This is a genomic window from Streptomyces sp. NPDC090499 (assembly GCF_044769305.1).
Classification (GTDB): Bacteria; Actinomycetota; Actinomycetes; order Streptomycetales; family Streptomycetaceae; genus Streptomyces.
Genome location: NZ_JBIVXP010000015.1, coordinates 183,441 through 200,692 on the forward strand (window position 1 = coordinate 183,441; position 17,252 = coordinate 200,692).

The window sequence follows — 17,252 nt, forward strand, 5'->3', positions numbered from 1 at the left end:
ACGGACCGCCGCCCGTCACGGGGATTGGACCGACTACACCGGCGGAAGCAGCGGCCCGCACTCCCATTTCTGGAAGATCAGCCGGGTCTCGACCCGGGCCACTTCCCGGTGTGCCGTGAACTCGTCCAGGACCAGCCGCTGCAGGTCCGTCATGTCCGCCACGGCCACATGCACCAGATAGTCGTCGGGACCGGTCAGATGGAACACCGTCCGCGACTCCGGCAGCGCCCGGATCCGCTCCACGAACGGTCCCACCAACTCCCGCCGGTGCGGCCTGACCTGCACCGACAGCAGCGCTTCCAGACCGCGCCCGAGCTTGGCCGGATCGAGTTCGAGGCGGTGCCCGAGGATCACCCCGGAGCGGCGCAGCCGGGTCACCCGGTCCAGACAGGTCGACGGCGCCACGCCCACCTGGGCGGCGAGATCGCGGTAGGTGGTCCGGGCGTCGTTCTGCAGCAGCCGCAGCAGATGCAGATCGACCGGATCCAGTACGACAGAATCGGCCATGGCCCGAACGTAACACGGGGTTCACCGCAGACACCCCGTCGGTTGTTCACCCTGCCGTCATGGACACAGCGAGCACCTACGACGCCCCGGCGCCCCACCGCCCCGTCTCCCGCGCACCCCGCGCCCTGGCCACCGAGGCCGTGCACGCCGGCCGCGACGACCTCGCCCGCCAGGGCCTGCACGCCCCGCCGATCGACCTGTCCACCACCTACCCGTCGTACGACAGCCGGGCCGAGGCGGCCCGCATCGACGCCTTCGCCGCCGACGGCGCGGACCCGGCGGGACCGCCGGTCTACGGACGCCTCGGCAACCCGACGGTGGCCCGCTTCGAGACCGCCCTGGCCCGCCTGGAGGGCACCGGGGCCGCGGTCGCCTTCGCCAGCGGCATGGCCGCCCTCACCGCCGTCCTCCTCGCCCGCGCGGCCGCCGGCCTGCGCCATGTCGTCGCCGTACGGCCCCTGTACGGCTGTAGCGACCACCTGCTCACCGCCGGACTCCTCGGCACCGAGGTCACCTGGACCGACCCGGCCGGGATCGCCGACGCGCTGCGCCCCGACACCGGGCTCGTGGTGGTCGAGTCCCCGGCCAACCCGACCCTCGCCGAACTCGACCTGCGGGCCGTCGCCCACGCCTGCGGCACGGTGCCGCTGCTTGCCGACAACACCTTCGCCACCCCCGTGCTGCAACGCCCCGCCGAACTCGGCGCCCGGCTGGTGCTGCACAGCGCCACCAAGTACCTCGGCGGCCACGGCGACGTACTCGGCGGAGTGGTCGCCTGTGACGAGGAGTTCGCCGGGCAGCTACGGAAGATACGGTTCGCCACCGGCGGCGTCCTGCACCCGCTCGCCGGCTACCTGCTGCTGCGCGGCCTCGCCACCCTCCCGGTCCGGGTCCGCGCCGCCTCCGCCACCGCCGCCGAACTGGCCCACCGCCTCACCGCCGACCCGCGCGTCGCCCGCGTCCACTACCCGCGGCTGGGCGGCGCGATGATCGCCTTCGAGGTCTACGACGACCCGCACGAGGTCATCTCCCGGGTACGCCTGATCACCCCCGCCGTCAGCCTCGGCAGCGTCGACACCCTCATCCAGCACCCGGCCTCCATCAGCCACCGCGTCGTCGACGAGGGCGACCGCCGCGACGCCGGCGTGAGCGACAGACTGCTGCGCCTGTCCGTGGGCCTGGAGGACGCGGACGACCTGTGGGCGGACCTGGACCGGGCACTGGGGTCGCTGTAGCGCCCCGCAAGGGGCGCGGGGAACTGCGTGACCAGCCCCCCACGCGCCCGCACCCGCCGAACGACCCTGAGCTCTACGGCGCTTCGGCGTTGTTCCCCGACTCACCCGCACCGGAAAGCCACCCCGCGGCCGTCACGGCACTCTGCGTCTCCGCCGCAAGCCGCGCCGTGATCACCAGCGTCCCCTCCTCGATCTGATAGTCCAACGGCAACCCCAGCGCCCGCATCGCCGCCACCATCCCCGTGTTGGACGCCTGCGTCACCGCGTACACGCTCTCGCAGCCCGCCTCGACGGCCATCCTCACCAGCCGCCCCAGCAGTTCGCCGCCGATACCGCGCCGCTGCCAGTCGTCCTCGACGAGCAGCGCCACCTCCGTCTCGTCCCCGTCCCAGAGCAGATGACCGAGGCCGACGATCCGGCCCGACGCGGTCTGTACGGCCAGCGTCCGGCCGAAGCGGGGGCTGAGCAGGTGGTTCAGGTACCGGTCCGCGTCCCCGACCGGACCGTGGTAGCGGAGCGCAAGGGTCCGGTTCGAGCAGCGCTCGTGCATCGCCCGCGCCGCCTCCAGGTCGCCGGTGTCGGCCCGGCGTACCGTGATCTCGCTGCCCGCGGGCAGCGAGATCACGTCCTGGCCGCGCGGGATGCGCGGCCCGAGCCGGGCGTCCAGCTCCACCAGCGCCCGCGCCCGCGCGAACTCGGTCGGCGTGAACGGGAGATACGGCCGTTCCACGGTGATCACTCCCCCCTCCGGCGCACGCAGCCGCATCACGGTGTCCTCCAGCGCCCCTTCGACGGGAACCGCCTCGGGGCTCCGGGCCCCGCCGACCGGGTGGGCGGGGAGCGAGCGGATCGTGCACCTCCCCAACAACTGCCGGAGGGCCAGCGGAAGTTCCGCCGCGTCCAGGGCGGTTCGGGTGGCCAGGCCCAGGACCCGGGTCGGCGCGTCCACCAGATCGTGGGCGTCGGCCCGCTCGATCCAGGTGTCCGTGCCGCCGGCCAGCGCGACCGCCCGGGTGATCTCGCCGGCGCTCAGTTCACCCGCGGCCCGCAGCAGGAACTCGTCCACTGTGCCGTCGCCCAGCGGATGCGTCTGCAGGCTCAGGATGTCCACCCGGTGCCCGGCGAGTGCGCCGCACAGCGCCGCCAGCGAACCGGGCTCGTCCCGCACCGTCGTCCGCAGCCGCCACAGCGTGCTCGCCCGGTCGCCGGTTCCCGAGGCGTTCGCGCCGGGGCCGGCCTGCCGCGTCTCGGGAACGGCAGGCCGGGCGCCGGTATCGCTGTCCGTCACCGGCGGTGCGTGGCCTGGGCGCCTCGCCCACCAGACGTGGAAGCCCGCCGTCGCCGCCAGCACCAGCGCCGAGATCACCAGCAGTGCCGGACCGTCGGGGCGGTGCCCGACCAGGTTCGCCACCGCGTCGGCCACCGCGACCGCAGTGAACAGGGCGGCGAGCTCGACGACGTCCCGTCGCCAGTGGTGCACGGGGCGTCCGTTCCTCGTGCGTGTCACATCAGACATGTCTCGATTCATGCAGCCACTGTGAAGCAACGGTGTTGCGTGATCACGAACGCTCTGTGACCGATGGGTAAAGCATGCTTACGTTGTTTTTGTGGTCGTTTTTACCGTTGGCGAAGTCTGTGAAATGACCGGTTCCTGCCCTTGTCAGGCGGCCGCCGCCACGGCCAGCGCGTCCCGCAGCCGCCGGGCCTGGACCACCAGCCGGGACGAGCCGCGCCGGGCCGCCGCCCCGGCGAGATGCGGCAGCTCACCCCTGGCCCCGGACCGTTCGGCGCAGTCGGCGGCGACCGAGAGCAGCTCCCCGAGCCCACGGGGCGCGACCGCCGCGCCCGAGGAGTCTGAGGTCCCCCCGGTCGCGAGGTCCGCGAGCAGCACGGGCAGGGTGTGCCGGAGCATCTCCCATATCGTCGCGTTCGCCCCCGTGGCCACCGCCGTCCGGGCCGATTCGGCCAGCCGCAGCGGCTTCACCGCACCGCGCCGGACCAACTGGCCGAGGTCGGCACCGAGCCGCTCCGTGTCGAGCTGTCCGCGTGCGGCGAGCACCAGCAGCGCGTCCACCGCGGCCAGCCGGTCCTCCGGATGCCGGGCGCCCAGCCCGTACGCCACGCACAGGTGGGTGCTCCGGCCGGCCGCGCCGCCGGACTCGGCGAGCAGCGGGAGGGCGGCGGCCATGCCCCGCTGGCCGTCCAGGGCGGCCTCGGAGAAGTCGTGCACCAGCCGTACCGCGACGAGTTCGCGGAGCTCGGGGAGCGTGGCCAGCCAGTGCCGGTGGTTCTCCTGGCCCCAGTGGTAGCAGTACCGGACCGCGTCGGACGCCGTGAACGCACGGCCCAGCCGCCGGAACGCCTCGGGGAATTCCGTCCCGAGTTCCCGGACCTCGTCGGACTCGACCAGGATGCGCGGGCCCGACATCCGGTGGCCGGAGGCGGGCAGGGTGGCCTCGCCTGCGGACAGCCAGCGTGCGAGCCGCTCGCCCTCCGGCGTGCCGAGTCCGCTCGCGCGTCCGGCGGCGGCCAGGGCCGCCGTACGGTCCTCGCGTCGAACCCGCAACAGCGCCTGGGCGAAGTCGGCCTCTCCCGCCCGGGAACCGAGGCGACGGTAGGTGTCGAGCCGGTCGACGAGCTCCGCCGGCTCCAGGAGCCCGGTGCTCCACGACGGTGTCGCCAGGAGGAGCGGCTGCGGGTCCGTGCGTATCCGGTGGGCCAGCTCACGCAGCCGGACGTCGAGGACGCGGGAGAACCCGTGGCGTGCGCAGTCGTGGTCGGCCGGGCCGCCCCGCAGCCCGGCGAGCAGAGTGGCCGTGCCCACGGACCCGTACAGCGTGGCGAGGACCAGTTCGAGGCCGCCCTCGGCGGTGACGAGGCCGCGCCAGGCAGGACCGAAGTGCTCCTCGGAATGCTGCCGGCGGTACGACTCGGGCTCCCACCACCAGCGGGTGGCCGCCACCGGTTCGAGCGCCTCTCGCAGCGCGTCCTGGTCGTGGTGGGCGTGCCGGGCCAGGCCGTCCAGCGCCCGCTCGAACGCGGCCACGTCCGGGTCCCCGCCGGCCGCCAGCAGCACCGACACCTCCTCGGCCAGTTCCACGGCGGAATCCGGTGCGGTCGCGAGCCGGAACGGCTCCGGGGCCGGAGGCAGCATCTCCTCGTACGCCGCGGGCTCCGCCGCGGGCGCGATGCCCGGGACCGCGGCGGCCCGCACCCGCAGGGCCGGGCTCAACTGCTCCGCTGCGGCCGCGATACCGGACCGGGACGCGGCGTCGCCGTCGAGCCGCTTCGCATGCCGCTCCACCAGCTTCAGCGCCCGCTCCTGCACCTGGGTGTCCTCGTGCCCGAACGCCTGGGCCACCGCCGGCAGCAGCTCCGCGGCCGAGGACGGGGCGCGGGCGAGCACCTTGCCGAGCAGCACCAACTGGGCGCGCACCAGCTTCTTCTCGGCGCGGAACAGCAGCCCTTCGGAGGCCTCGGCCAGCTGCCTCGCGCTGAGGTCGCCGTCCAGCGCCAGCGCGGCGAGGACCGACTGGGCGTGGGCCGCGACCGGAGAGGCGGCGTCCCGGGCCAGGGCCGTCCAGTCGGCGACCCGCTCGCGCTCCTCGTCCCGGGTGAGGGCGAGCCTGCTCAGCAGCGGCAGGAAGACCCGGTGGTCGGTCGGGCCGCCGCCGCGCAGCAGCCGGGCCACACAGGCGTCGACCACGGACTTGCGCTCCAGTACGCCTGCGCCGGTCAGCTCCGCGAGAGCGCTCTGCCAGGAACCGGGACCGTCACCGAACAGCCAGCGGACCTCGCCGAGATCGGAGAGCTCGAACAGGCCGTTCACCAGCGGCGCCAGGTCGGGCTCGGCGCGCAGCCGGTCGGCGAGCGGGACGCGCCCCCAGCCGTGGCCGATGTGCCGGACCCAGCCGACCACGGAGGCGTCCGACACCGGTACCCCGCTCCCCGAGCGCCGCGCCAGCCCGGCGATCAGCAAGAACGGCACGTCCGCGGAGACCGGCCGCGCGGCCAGCCGCCGGGCCACGTCGGCCTGCCAGCCGGTGTCCCGGTCGACCAGTGCCTTCAGCAGCATGTCCGGCGGTGCCTGGCGCCAGCGCATGTCGGCGCCCGTGATCCAGGTCGCGGCCGCCGCGGCCCCCGAATGGCACATGGCCCCGGCCACCTGGAGCGCCGGATAACTGCGCTGGGCCCGGCTCTCCCACGGCGCGGCCCGCAGCTCCTTGCGCAGGGCCTGCAACTCGGGCAGAAGTGCCCGTCGTTCGGCATCCGTCAACTTCTTCACCAGGAGGGCCGCCTCCCCGACGCGCCCCGCCCGTACCGCCTCCAGCACCGCACTCATCACGCACCCCCGCCGATCTCCGCCACGCCCTGTGCCATGTCCTGAGCCAAGCTCTGCTTCTCGTCCTGCTTGCCGTCCTGCTTCTCGTCCTGCCTCTTGTCCCGCTCCACCGCGGCCCCCCGCCGCACCATCCGCACCGCCAGCGCGTGCTTGCACGGACCCCGCCCGCCCCGGTACTTCGCCCACCACAGACAACTGCAGCTCAGCACCCCCGCCGTGTCCCGCACCCGGTGCAGATGATCGTCCTCGGCCGTCACCGTGGCCGTCTCGCCGTCCAGGGCCACCGCGCCCGCGGCCACCAGGGCCCGCGCCGACCGCAGCCGGGGGTTGTGCCGCTCCACGCGCCCCGCGTCGTAGGGCAGTTCGCGGTGAAAGTAGGCGGCCTCCGCCGTGTCGTAGCCGACGCGTCCCGAGGTACCGAGGCGGACCAGGGCCGCGCGGACCCGCTCCGGGGACAGCCCGGCGGAGGCGGCCAGGTCGGCGACGTCGACACGGGGCTCCCAGGCCAGCAGGACCGCGATCAGCTCCGCGTCCTCGGCGGCCTCGTCGGCGGCCAGTGCGTCCAGCACGCCGCCTTCGCCCGAGAACCCCCGGGCCGGATCCGGCGACAGGGTGAGCGTGAGGCGCATGCCCGGCAGTACCACCTCCCAGGCGGCGGCTGTGCCGGAGGCGGCCAGGGCGCTCTGCGGGCCGTAGACGCGCAGGGCCGTCGCATGCCGCAGCACCCGCTGCAGCGCGGCCAGCCGCTCCGGTCCCGGCAGGCACACCGCGCCCGGTACCGGCCGGGTCGTCGGCCGCAGCCCCCGGCCCACCGGCACCACCCAGCCGGGACCGGCCGAACCCCGGCGTGCGGTGCCGCCGCGGGGGAGCGAGCGCAGGAACCGCACGGCCTCGTCCGCCGGCAGCTCGGCCCGCAGGTCGAACCCGGCGGCTATGACCTGCGCCTCCGCGAACCCGCGCAGCCAGCGGTCCGGAAGCGGGACCTTCTTCTCCACCACCGGGCCGTCCAGGGTGGTGACCGCCAGCTCCTCCGGCCCGACCCGCAGATGGAGCGGATCGTCCGAGCCGAGCCGGGAGAGCGCCTCCCGCAGCGGGTTGTTGACGTCGACGTTCGTCGTGCCGTGGCCCACCTCACCGCCGTCCAGGCCCGGGCCGAGGACGTCCAGCCGGGCGTAGACCCCGCCGCAGCCGGAGAAGGACTCGAAGCGCAGCCGGTCGCCGTTGCCCGTCACCACCGGGTCCAGCGAGGCGCGCAACTGCGGCTGGTAGTACCGCGCCGCCGCCACGTCGGCCACCGCGAGCAGCCCGGCCGCGGCCACCTGAGGGGAGGTCAGGAAGCCCGCGAAGAACCGCGGATGGTCCTCGACCCCGGTGGGTGTCGCACCCCGGGAGGTCTCCAGCCCGAGATGGCGGCCGTCGGCGCCGGAGCGCAGCACGGAGGGTTGGCGATAGGCCACGGCCTGTGAAGATCGCGTCATGGAAAAACCGTAGAGGCGACCACTGACAATCGGATCCGACCTGCGAAAACACCCGCGAAGGAGCTGTGCGGCCAGGTGGGTTCGGAGCAGGCGGCAGGGCCGCGCACCGGGGGATGACGCCGGTCCGCGGCCCTGGGAAAAGCGTACGGGAGTTACTGGCCGACCCGGCCCGGCTGCAGGGTCTGGGTGAACAGCACGGTGCCGTCGTACTCGCGCAGACGCACCGTCAGCTCGCCGCTGTCACCGTCGATGTCGACCTCGCCGAAGAACTGGTAGCCCTCGGCGGGTGACACGTTCGAGGCGGTCGGCGCCTTGACGAACACCCGGTCGGGGCCGAACGTGCCGTCCAACGCGCTGGCCGGGAAGGCGCCGGCGTTCAGCGGGCCGGAGACGAACTCCCAGAACGGTGCGAAGTCCTTGAACGCGGCCCGCGACGGGTCGTAGTGCTGGGCCGAGGTGTGGTGGACGTCGGCCGTCAGCCACACCGTGCCGGTGATCCTGCGGTGCTTGATGTACCGCAGCAGCTCGGCGATCTGCAGCTCACGGCCGAGCGGCGCGCCCGGGTCGCCCTGGGCGACGGCCTCGAAGTTCGCCTTGCCCTCGACCGGGTCGGGCACGACAAGACCGATCGGCATGTCCGCGGCGATCACCTTCCACACCGCCCGCGACCGGGACAGCTCGCGCTTGAGCCACGCCAGCTGCTCGGCGCCGAGGATGCCCTGCGGGTCGGTGGTCTGGTCGTCGGGCGAGTTCGCGTTGCGGTAGGTCCGCATGTCCAGCACGAACACGTCCAGGAGCGGGCCGTGGTGGTGGACGCGGTAGATCCGGCCGTCCGGGCGGCCGCTGATCGTGGAGATCGGGAAGTACTCGGAGAACGCCCGCCGGGAGCGCACCGCCATGTCGTCCAGCCTGGTGCCTGCGGGGTAGGCGGTGCCGGTGCCGATGACCTCGCCCGGGTACCAGTTGTTGCGGACCTCGTGATCGTCCCACTGGATGACGTTCGGCACCTGGGCGTTGAACCGGCGCAGCGCCTGGTCCAGCAGGTTGTAGCGGAAGTTGCCGCGGAAGTCGTCCAGCGTGACCGCGACGTGCGACTTCGCCTCGGAGGTGACGTTGCGGTACAGGCTGCCGTCGGGCAGCGCCTGGGTCGCCGTGATCACGCCGTCGGCGTAGATGTTGTCGCCGCTGCACAGGAAGAAGTCCGGGTCCAGCTTGGCCATGGCGTCGAAGATGCGGTAGCCGCCGATGGACTCGTTGATGCCCCAGCCCTGCCCGGCGAGGTCGCCGGACCACAGGAACTTCACGCCCTGGCGGCGGCGCGTGGACGCGGTGCGGAAGGTGCCGGTGACCGGCTCGCCGGTGCGGCGCGGGTCGTCGGGGTCGGCGAGCCGCACCCGGTAGTGGATCTGCTCGCCGGAGGGCAGCCCGTGCAGCCGCGTGGTGCCGGTGAAGTCGCTGTCCGCGCCGAGCAGCGGGCCGTGCCAGCTGCGGGCGTTGCGGAACGACTCGGTGGCCGAGGTCTCCACGACCATCCGGGCCGGCCGGTCCGAACGGACCCACACCAGGCCGGAGTCGGCGGTCACGTCGCCCGCCTGGACGCCCCAGTCCGCCCGGGGACGCCCGGACAGTGCGAACGCCGGCGCGGAACCGAGCGCCGTGGGCAGGGTCAGGGCAGCCGACGCGGCGAGCGAGCCGCGCAGCACACTGCGGCGGCCAGGGAGCGAAAGGGACATGGAAGGGCCTCCAGAACGGGATCCGGCCAGGTGTGCACAGCCACAACTACTGGGGCGCCGCAGCGCACACGCAAACCGCGAGTGAACAACTGACCGGCCCCACAAGCGCTGTCCCTCCGGGGGCGGCCGTTTCGCGGTCGCTCCGGTCCGGCCGTGTCATGGTCCTTCCGTTCCGGCCGTCGCGTCGCCGAATCGCGTCCGGCCGGGTCGCCGTCACCCGCCCGTCGCCTCCGCCGTCACACGCACCCCGTCCCGGATCCGTGCCGCCGGCAGCTGCGTGTACCCCCGGCACCGGCCGAACACCGGACTCGGCGCCCCGCGCGCGTGCGCACGCACGACGCCGTCCGGGTCGGAGACCCAGACCGTCCTCGGCGCCCCGCGCGCGTGCGCACGCACTCAGCGGACGCACCGCGCCCCCGGCCGCCGCCGCCCAGCGCACGAAACGGCAGCCCGTCCACCGAGCGGGCCCGGTGCCAGACCCTCGGCGGCCAGGGGCAGCGGGACGGTGCGCAGGCGCCGCCCGCCCGCTGCGGACCCGGTGTCGGCGCCAGGCTGTCGGTCAGCGGCTGCCGTCGAGGATGACGCGGGCGACCAGCGCCGGGTCGTCGTTCATCGGGCAGTGTCCGCAGCCCGGCAGCCGGACCAGCCGGGCCTTGGGGATGATCTGCTTGGCCCGGACCCCCTGGCGGCGCACCAGCAGCATGTCCCGGGTGCCCCAGCCCACGGTGACCGGGATGCCGGGGACGTCGTCGGTGAACTGGACGGCGGCACCCGCCCGCAGGGTCTCGGCGAATCCGCTGGCATGCGCGAGGGCCAGCGTCTCGGCGACCACGGCCTCGGGTGAACGGCGCGCCGGGCGGGCGTAGATGGTGCTCGTCAGGGCGGCCCGTCCGGCGGCCGACCGGGCCAGCCGTTCGACCAGCGGGAGCGGCAGCCGCTCCGCGATCCGCCGCATGGCGATGAGCACACCGAAGGCGTAGCGCCGCTCGGCCTGTGACCAGAACCCGGCGGGGGAGAGGGCGGTGACGGACCGTACGAGCTTCTCGCGGCCCAGCTCCAGCGCCAGCAGCCCGCCGAGCGAGTTGCCCGCCACGTGCGGCCGGTCCAGCTCAAGGGTCTCGAACAGGGCACCGAGCACACCGTTCGTGGTCGGCAGGTCGTAGGCGAGGCCGTCCGGCAGGGCCGGGGAGGCGCCGAAGCCGGGCAGGTCCACGGCGATCACGTCCCGCTCGGTCGCGAGGATGTCCACCACGGGGTCCCAGGCCTGCCGGTGATGCCCTATGCCGTGGATGAGGACCAGCGGTTCGCCGCGGCCCACGCGCGCGTACGAGACGGTCACATCCTGCCGGCCGTGCGCGGCCGGGGCTTTGAACGAGACGGTGGCGGACATGGGGGCTCCTCGTCTGGCGACTTCGGCGGACGCCGTAGACAGCTTGTCAGCAATTTGCTACTCGCGGGTAGTCCCCGGTGGGGTGTGTCGTCCGCCGGCACGCCCCGTCCATGCACCGGCCACCTCCGTACCCCGGCCGCCGGGCTCCGCATCATTCTGGGCCGAGGGTGTGGGACGCGCCGCGATTCCGCCCTGACATGCGAGAACGTGTCGGACGCGAGACGGGTTTCGCCCGCTGCGCCGACCGCCGGTCACCCTGCTCCGGGCGCTTGCCGCCGCGCGACGGGAGCTTTGCCGCCATGTCACGAAAACGCACCCGCGCGAACGTGTCGTGAACGCTCTGTGGCACCGCTTTCTATGCGTTGGCCAAGGGATCGAGGATTGGTCTTGACCAAGGGTCTGCGCCGCCCTATGGTCGCAGATAAGTAAAACAACCTTTAATAAACAAGGGCGCTAAAACGCCGCCGGACCACGGCGATTGCGGAGGACAGGGTGGGGACCACGCAGCTGGAATCGGTGCCGGAACCGAAGTACTGGCATCTCAAGACCGTGCTCAGTGAGGCACTGGACTCGGAGTTCTCGGTCGGCGAGATCCTGCCCAACGAGCGCGACCTCGCCGCCCGCTTCGGCGTGGCCCGCGCCACCCTCCGCCAGGCCCTCGAACAGCTCGAACTGGAGGGCCGGCTGCAGCGCCGCCGCGGTGTCGGCACGACGGTCGCGCCCCCGCGCATGGGCGTGGCGGTCGGCACCGATCAGCACGCCTGGCCGGGCGCCCCCGGGGACGCCTGGCACTCCGCCGACTGCACCCTCGCGGTGCCGTCCGCCGTCGTCGCGACCGCCCTGGAGACCGGCCCGGAGGAGCCCGTGCACATCGTGCGCCGCTCCCGCGTCTCGCACGGCCAGCCCGTCGCCGCCGAGCTGCTCTACATCCCGGCGGCCTCGGTCCCGGAGCTGACGGCGATCGACGCCCCGTCCGGAGCGCCCCGCGCGCGTGCGGTCCTGCGTGAGCTGCAGCGCCTGGAGCTGGAGGGCCAGGACCGCGCCGTGGAGCTCGGCTCGGCCCGCGCGGACGACGCCAAGGAGCTCGACCGGCTTCCCGGCGCCCCGGTGCTGGTCGTCACCACCCGCTTCCTCGCGGCCGGCCGTACCGCCGCGCTCTCCGTCGCCACCTACCGCGCCGACACCTGCCGGCTGACCTTCGGTGACACCGGCGGCGTGGAGATCCACCACGGCCCCGAGCGGCAGGCCTCCTAGCCACCGCGCCGAACGACCAGCTCGCGCCCCGGAGCACCTCCGGGGCGCGACGCGTTTCCCGACCCAGCCGCACCGCCACTCCGCCGCACAGCGGCTCAGCGGCGCGCGGTGACCGTCCCGTCCACCGCGAACAGCTGTTCCTCCACATGGTCGAGGGCGAGCCGCAGCGCGCCGGTCGCCACCGCCGCCTCACCGAGCAGGGAGAGCGCCACCCGGGGCGGCCGCAGACAGTACCGGGCCAGCTCCCGGCGCAGCGGCTCCAGGACGCCGTCCAGCCCGGCCGCCCAGCCGCCGATCACCACCAGCTCCGGGTCCAGCGCCAGCACCAGCGCGGCCACGTCGTGGACCAGCCGCTGGATGAACCGGTCGACGGCCGCCCGCGCCCGCGCATCCCCCTTGCGGGCCAGCGCGAAGACCTCGGCGACCGCCTGCTCGTCCAGCGGGTGCAGCGGCTCGTCGGTGGTCGACAGCAGCGTCTCCGGGGTCACCTCCCGGCCCAGCAGATGCAGTGCGCCGATCTCCCCGGCCGCCCCGCCGTACCCCCGGTGCAGCCGCCCGCCGATCAGCGATCCGGCCCCCGGACTCAGTCCGGCCATCACCATCACCACGTCGTCGGAATCGGTGGCGGCGCCCTTCCAGTGCTCGGCCACGGCCGCCGCGTTGGCGTCGTTCTCCACCAGGACCGGGCACTTGAAGGACCGGCTCAGCCGCTCGCCGAGCGGCAGCCCCGTCCACTCGGGCAGCGCGGTGCCCAGCCGCACCAGGCCGTCCGCCTCGACGATGCCGGGGGTGCCGACCCCGACGGCCCGCAGCGAACTGCGCGCCACCCCGGCCCGGCGCAGCAACTCGGCGACGGCGGTGCGCAGCCGCTCCAGCCGCTCGTCCGCGTCCGCCGTCTCACCGACCTCCTTGGCCTGCGCCCCCAGGACCCGCCCGTCCAGGTCGGACAGGAGGGCGGCGACGCGGTGCGGGCCTATCTCCAGGCCCAGCAGGTGTCCGGCCTCGGCCCGGAACCGGAACCGCCGCGCCGGCCGCCCCTGCTTCCGGGTGGCGCCCTCCTCGGCCGCCGTCTCGACGACCAGCCCGGCCTCGATGAGCCCCTCCACGACCCCCTCGACGGTCGGCCGGGACAGCCCCGTCACCCGGGTGATCTCGGTGAGCGTCGCACAGTCGGTGGCCCGCAGCGCGTGCAGCACCACCGCGGAATTGATCCTTCGCAGCAGAGACGGATCACCGCCGGTCAACCCCGCCAACGTCCGTCCTCCCAGCTAACCCTGCACGTTGGCCGGATCGTACTTCGACGCCGACGACCGCGGCGAGTGCCGGACGCCTCCGATCTGCCGGAGATCCGTGACGAGCGAGGGTGCCGACGGCCGGCCGCCCGGCGATCTCGGCGTTGGTCAGCCCCCGCGTCATGAGCCGCAGCACCTCGGCCGCCCGCCCGGTCGGCCGCACCCGCTTCAGCAGGCCCCGCCCGTCGCCGTGGCCGTACCGTTCCCGACCCCGGGCCGAGTCCGCGCAGGCGGGACGCCTGACGACGGGCCGGGTGTCAGTGGCGCCGGCTTTACTGGATCACATGGACATCGCGAAGTGCCTCGCCCTGATCGACGAGTTGTGCGCGCGGGAGTTCCCGGCGGAACACGGTCGAACCGATGCCGGTACGGGCGGACCGGGATACCTGACAGCCACGCTGGAGACCAGCGGCGACTTCTACGAGGACGAGGAAGGCGAGCGGGAGGAGACGGAGGCGCGGTTCGAGGCATACCGGGACGCGCTGGGGGATCGGCTCGGCGAGCGGTGGGGGCCCGTTCAGGAGGTCGGCCTGCACGGCGTTTTGGACCGTGCCATGGACGGCGAAGACGTCGACGAACCGTGGGCGCACCTCTGCGACCATGTGCCGGACGTGCAGCTCTGGAAGGCGGACACCGGGCGCTGGGTCGGCCTCGGCGTCTCCCAGTGGGACCGAGAGCTGCCCTTCCAGCTGCTGGCCTTCGTCACTGCCGTGGACCCGCCCCGACCGGCTAGCCCCCGGCCGCGACCCGCAGCCGCTCGAACTCCTCCGCCATCGTCGCCGCCGTCCAGTGCGCGTTGAGCCCGCTGGGATTCGGCAGCACCCACACGCGCGTGTCCCCGATCGTCCGTTGCTGCGGCCCCACCTGGGCCCCGCGGTCGGCGAAGGCGGCACGGTAGGCCGTGACGCCCACGACCGCCAGCCAGCTGGGCCGGACCCGGGTCACCTTGGCCGTCAGCAGGCGCCCGCCCTCGGCGTACTCCGCGGCCGTCAGCTCGTCGGCGCGCGCGGTCGCCCGTGCCACCACGTTCGTGATGCCGAGCCCGTACGACAGCAACTCGCCCTGTTCCGCGGGCTTCAGCAGCCGCGGGGTGAAGCCGGACAGGTGCAGGACCGGCCAGAAGCGGTTGCCGGGGCGGGCGAAGTGGTGGCCGGTGGCCGCCGTCATCAGGCCGGGGTTGATGCCGCAGAACAGGACGTGGAGGCCGTCCGCGAGCACGTCCGGGACGAGACGGTCGCGGGCGGCCTCCAGTTCCGCCGCGGTGAAGCGAGAGGAACGGCCGGTCAGAGGATCGCTCCGGGGGTGTAACCGGCGGCCTCGGGGTGCTGCTTGACGATCTCCTCGATCCGGCCGGCGACGACACCGACCTGGGCGGCGGCCGCGCCCGTGAAGGACAGCTTGTCGGCCATCAGCGCCGCCAGCTGCTCGCGGTCCAGCGGCAGCCGCTCGTCGGCGGCGAGCTTGTCGAGCAGGTCGTTGCGCTCGGCGCCCTGTTCGCGCATCGCGAGGGCGGTGGCGACGGCGTTCTCCTTGATCGCCTCGTGGGCGACCTCACGGCCGACGCCCGCGCGCACCGCGCCCATCAGCACCTTGGTGGTGGCCAGGAAGGGGAGGTAGCGGTCCAGTTCCCGGGCGATGACGGCCGGGAAGGCGCCGAACTCGTCGAGGACCGTCAGGAAGGTCTCCAGGAGGCCGTCGAGTGCGAAGAAGGCGTCCGGCAGGGCCACCCGGCGCACCACCGAGCAGGACACGTCGCCCTCGTTCCACTGGTCGCCGGTCAGCTCGCCGGTCATCGAGGCGTAACCGCGGAGGATCACCATGAGGCCGTTGACGCGCTCGCAGGAGCGCGTGTTCATCTTGTGCGGCATCGCCGAGGAGCCGACCTGGCCCGGCTTGAAGCCCTCGGTGACCAGCTCGTGCCCGGCCATCAGCCGGATCGTCTTGGCCAGCGAGGAGGGGGCGGCGGCCAGCTGTACGAGGGCGGTCACCACCTCGTAGTCCAGCGAGCGCGGGTACACCTGGCCGACCGAGGTGAACGCCTGCGAGAAGCCGAGGTGCCGCGCGATCCGGTCCTCCAGCTCGGCCAGTTTCGCCGCGTCCCCGCCCAGCAGGTCCAGCATGTCCTGCGCGGTGCCCACCGGGCCCTTGATGCCGCGCAGCGGGTAGCGGGCGAGGAGTTCCTCGACGCGGCCGTACGCCACCAGCAGCTCGTCGGCGGCGGTCGCGAAACGCTTGCCGAGGGTGGTGGCCTGCGCGGCCACGTTGTGCGAGCGGCCGGCCATGACGAGCTCGGCGTACTCGCCGGCCAGCCTGCCCAGGCGGGCCAGGACGGCTGTCGTACGGTCCCGCATCAGCTCCAGCGAGAGCCGGATCTGGAGCTGCTCCACGTTCTCGGTCAGGTCCCGGGAGGTCATGCCCTTGTGCACGTGCTCGTGGCCGGCGAGGGCGTTGAACTCCTCGATCCGCGCCTTCACGTCGTGCCGGGTGACCTTCTCGCGCTCGGCGATCGAGGCCAGGTCCACGGTGTCGAGCACACGCTCGTAGTCGGCGATCGCCGCGTCCGGCACCTCGATCCCGAGGTCCTTCTGGGCCCGCAGCACGGCGAGCCAGAGCTGCCGCTCCAGCTTCACCTTCTGCTCGGGCGACCAGAGCGTGGCGAGCTCGGCGGAGGCGTAGCGTCCGGCGAGGACGTTCGGAATGCGGGGCTTGGCGGGCGCGGCTGAAGTCACGTGTACGGATTCTACTGGCGATTCCTGCAGGCCAGCCCCGCGGGCCCGCTCGTGTGAACGTACGAGAGCCGCGTCACCGCTCCGGAACGTCGGCCAGTTCCGCCAGCACGTCCGCGTGACAGAGTCCCGGCGCGCACCAGCAGGCCAGGGTCCGCCCGCGCAGGCCGGCCGTCAGCTCCAGCAGCTCGGGCCGCTCCAGCAGGTAGGCCCGGTACATCGCCATGACCTCGGTGCGGGTGCCGTCCCGCTTCTTCTTCGGGGTGTCGTAGGCGAAGGGGTTGGACAGCGGATGGCGGGGCAGGTCCCAGCCGCCCATGGTCCAGCGGCGGCCGACGTAGACGACGTCCGCGGGGGCGTGTTCCAGCCGGGGGCCGAACTCGTGGATCCGGCCCCTGACGTTGATCACCCGGGTGGGCACGGGAGCCGCCCTACGCCTCGTACGGCAGCAGCTCCGGGCGCTTCGGCGCGCGGCCGTCGCCCGAGGAGCGGCCGGTGAGGCGGCGGCCTATCCAGGGCAGCAGGTGCTGCCGGGTGAAGCGGGCGTCCTCGACGCGGCGCGCGACCCAGCCGGGCGGCACCGTGGCCGGGATCGGCGTGCGCCACTCGGTGTCCTCGGGGGCGTGGCCGAGGGTCTGCCAGACCGCCTCGGCGACCCGGCGGTGCCCCTCGGCCGTGAGGTGCAGCCGGTCCATGTCCCACATCCGGGGGTCGGACAGCGAGGGTGCTCCGTACAGGTCGACGACCAGGGCACCGTGCCGCCCGGCCAGCTCGTCGACGATGCCGAACAGCTCCTCCATGCGCGGCCGGAACCGCTCCAGGACCGGGCCCTGGCGGCCGGGGCTGCGCATCAGCACCAGCTGCTCGCAGGCCGGCGCCAACCGCTCCACCGCCTCGGTGAGCAGGTCGCGGACCCGGACCATGTCGCACTTGGGGCGCAGCGTGTCGTTGAGGCCGCCGACCAGCGTGATCACGTCGGGCCGCATCGCGACCGCGACGTCGACCTGCTCCTCGACGATCTGCCCGATCAGCTTGCCGCGCACCGCGAGGTTGGCGTAGCGGAAGCCGGGGGTGCGGGCGGCCATCCGGGCGGCGAGGACGTCCGCCCAGCCCCGGTAGGAGCCGTCGGGCTGCAGGTCCGACATGCCCTCGGTGAAGGAGTCGCCGATCGCGACCAGGCTGGAGTGTGCGGGAAGCACCGGGTTCTTCTGCATGGCGACAGAGATGGTATCCCGAGGCGCATACCCGCCGGTCGGTCACTCCCTCCAGCCGTCACTCCCTCCGGCGGTCACTCC

General features: G+C 73.6%; 14 protein-coding genes and 1 pseudogene. 3 read left to right on the forward strand and 12 right to left on the reverse strand.

The genetic code is table 11. From position 1 onward, the window contains the following. Positions 1-33: 33 nt before the first annotated feature. On the reverse strand, positions 34-507 hold the full coding sequence (locus tag ACIQVL_RS38820; protein WP_403477708.1) for an Lrp/AsnC family transcriptional regulator: 474 nt from the start codon (positions 505-507) through the stop codon (positions 34-36). Positions 508-566: 59 nt separating this feature from the next. On the opposite strand from ACIQVL_RS38820, the gene ACIQVL_RS38825 reads away from it, so the two are divergent. Next, entirely contained in the window at positions 567-1,742 is a 1,176-nt protein-coding gene (locus tag ACIQVL_RS38825) for a trans-sulfuration enzyme family protein (protein WP_403431609.1), read from the forward strand. 73 nt (positions 1,743-1,815) lie between these two features. On the opposite strand, the gene ACIQVL_RS38830 is transcribed toward ACIQVL_RS38825, so the two are convergent. The 5 genes from ACIQVL_RS38830 to ACIQVL_RS38850 all read right to left on the reverse strand — a co-directional run bounded on the left by ACIQVL_RS38830 (position 1,816) and on the right by ACIQVL_RS38850 (position 10,685). Next, entirely contained in the window at positions 1,816-3,222 is a 1,407-nt protein-coding gene (locus ACIQVL_RS38830; RefSeq protein WP_403431610.1) for a GNAT family N-acetyltransferase, read from the reverse strand. Between the two features lie 180 nt (positions 3,223-3,402). Then, on the reverse strand, positions 3,403-6,084 hold the full coding sequence (locus tag ACIQVL_RS38835; protein ID WP_403477709.1) for a DUF6493 family protein: 2,682 nt from the start codon (positions 6,082-6,084) through the stop codon (positions 3,403-3,405). Further along, a complete protein-coding gene (locus ACIQVL_RS38840) occupies positions 6,084-7,562 on the reverse strand; it encodes an SWIM zinc finger family protein (protein WP_403477710.1) in 1,479 nt (492 codons plus the stop codon). Before ACIQVL_RS38840 ends, ACIQVL_RS38835 begins: the two co-directional genes overlap by 1 nt. Before the next feature lie 152 nt (positions 7,563-7,714). Next, positions 7,715-9,295, reverse strand: coding sequence for an alkaline phosphatase D family protein (locus ACIQVL_RS38845; RefSeq protein WP_403477711.1), 1,581 nt, complete (start codon positions 9,293-9,295; stop codon positions 7,715-7,717). Between the two features lie 559 nt (positions 9,296-9,854). Further along, positions 9,855-10,685 carry an alpha/beta fold hydrolase gene (locus ACIQVL_RS38850; protein WP_403477712.1) on the reverse strand — a complete coding sequence of 277 codons (831 nt, stop codon included), beginning with the start codon at positions 10,683-10,685 and terminating at the stop codon, positions 9,855-9,857. 492 nt (positions 10,686-11,177) lie between these two features. On the opposite strand from ACIQVL_RS38850, the gene ACIQVL_RS38855 reads away from it, so the two are divergent. Next, entirely contained in the window at positions 11,178-11,939 is a 762-nt protein-coding gene (locus ACIQVL_RS38855; RefSeq protein WP_403431620.1) for a GntR family transcriptional regulator, read from the forward strand. 95 nt (positions 11,940-12,034) lie between these two features. On the opposite strand, the gene ACIQVL_RS38860 is transcribed toward ACIQVL_RS38855, so the two are convergent. Then, the gene (locus ACIQVL_RS38860; RefSeq protein WP_403477713.1) at positions 12,035-13,192 is read right to left on the reverse strand and encodes an ROK family transcriptional regulator; all 1,158 of its coding nucleotides are present in this window, start codon (positions 13,190-13,192) and stop codon (positions 12,035-12,037) included. 109 nt (positions 13,193-13,301) lie between these two features. Beyond that, a pseudogene (locus ACIQVL_RS38865) lies at positions 13,302-13,391 on the reverse strand (DNA-binding response regulator); the annotation flags it as partial. Positions 13,392-13,515: 124 nt separating this feature from the next. On the opposite strand from ACIQVL_RS38865, the gene ACIQVL_RS38870 reads away from it, so the two are divergent. After that, positions 13,516-14,031 (forward strand): hypothetical protein, encoded by a 516-nt coding sequence (locus tag ACIQVL_RS38870; protein ID WP_403477714.1) that lies wholly within the window; start codon positions 13,516-13,518, stop codon positions 14,029-14,031. Here the strand turns inward: ACIQVL_RS38870 and mug are convergent. From mug to ACIQVL_RS38890, 4 genes are all read right to left on the reverse strand, one after another. Next, positions 13,961-14,398 (reverse strand): G/U mismatch-specific DNA glycosylase, encoded by a 438-nt coding sequence (gene mug / locus ACIQVL_RS38875; RefSeq protein ID WP_403477730.1) that lies wholly within the window; start codon positions 14,396-14,398, stop codon positions 13,961-13,963. The two genes, ACIQVL_RS38870 and mug, sit on opposite strands and share 71 nt — an antisense overlap. Before the next feature lie 116 nt (positions 14,399-14,514). After that, positions 14,515-15,960 (reverse strand): adenylosuccinate lyase, encoded by a 1,446-nt coding sequence (purB, locus tag ACIQVL_RS38880; protein WP_403477715.1) that lies wholly within the window; start codon positions 15,958-15,960, stop codon positions 14,515-14,517. A 73-nt stretch (positions 15,961-16,033) separates the two neighbouring features. Further along, positions 16,034-16,378 (reverse strand): DUF4326 domain-containing protein, encoded by a 345-nt coding sequence (locus tag ACIQVL_RS38885; protein ID WP_403432426.1) that lies wholly within the window; start codon positions 16,376-16,378, stop codon positions 16,034-16,036. A 10-nt stretch (positions 16,379-16,388) separates the two neighbouring features. Then, positions 16,389-17,171, reverse strand: a complete 783-nt coding sequence (locus ACIQVL_RS38890; protein ID WP_403477716.1) for an SGNH/GDSL hydrolase family protein — start codon at positions 17,169-17,171, stop codon at positions 16,389-16,391. Positions 17,172-17,252: the final 81 nt, after the last annotated feature.

What these genes read in the sequence shown, in the direction of transcription:
- mug (WP_403477730.1), bottom strand. Translation starts at nt 14,398, where the DNA reads ATGACGGCGGCCACCGGCCACCACTTCGCCCGCCCCGGCAACCGCTTC.
- ACIQVL_RS38870 (WP_403477714.1), top strand. Translation starts at nt 13,516, where the DNA reads ATGGACATCGCGAAGTGCCTCGCCCTGATCGACGAGTTGTGCGCGCGG.
- ACIQVL_RS38840 (WP_403477710.1), bottom strand. Translation starts at nt 7,562, where the DNA reads ATGACGCGATCTTCACAGGCCGTGGCCTATCGCCAACCCTCCGTGCTG.
- ACIQVL_RS38820 (WP_403477708.1), bottom strand. Translation starts at nt 507, where the DNA reads ATGGCCGATTCTGTCGTACTGGATCCGGTCGATCTGCATCTGCTGCGG.
- ACIQVL_RS38845 (WP_403477711.1), bottom strand. Translation starts at nt 9,295, where the DNA reads ATGTCCCTTTCGCTCCCTGGCCGCCGCAGTGTGCTGCGCGGCTCGCTC.
- ACIQVL_RS38850 (WP_403477712.1), bottom strand. Translation starts at nt 10,685, where the DNA reads ATGTCCGCCACCGTCTCGTTCAAAGCCCCGGCCGCGCACGGCCGGCAG.
- ACIQVL_RS38890 (WP_403477716.1), bottom strand. Translation starts at nt 17,171, where the DNA reads ATGCAGAAGAACCCGGTGCTTCCCGCACACTCCAGCCTGGTCGCGATC.
- ACIQVL_RS38825 (WP_403431609.1), top strand. Translation starts at nt 567, where the DNA reads ATGGACACAGCGAGCACCTACGACGCCCCGGCGCCCCACCGCCCCGTC.
- ACIQVL_RS38835 (WP_403477709.1), bottom strand. Translation starts at nt 6,084, where the DNA reads ATGAGTGCGGTGCTGGAGGCGGTACGGGCGGGGCGCGTCGGGGAGGCG.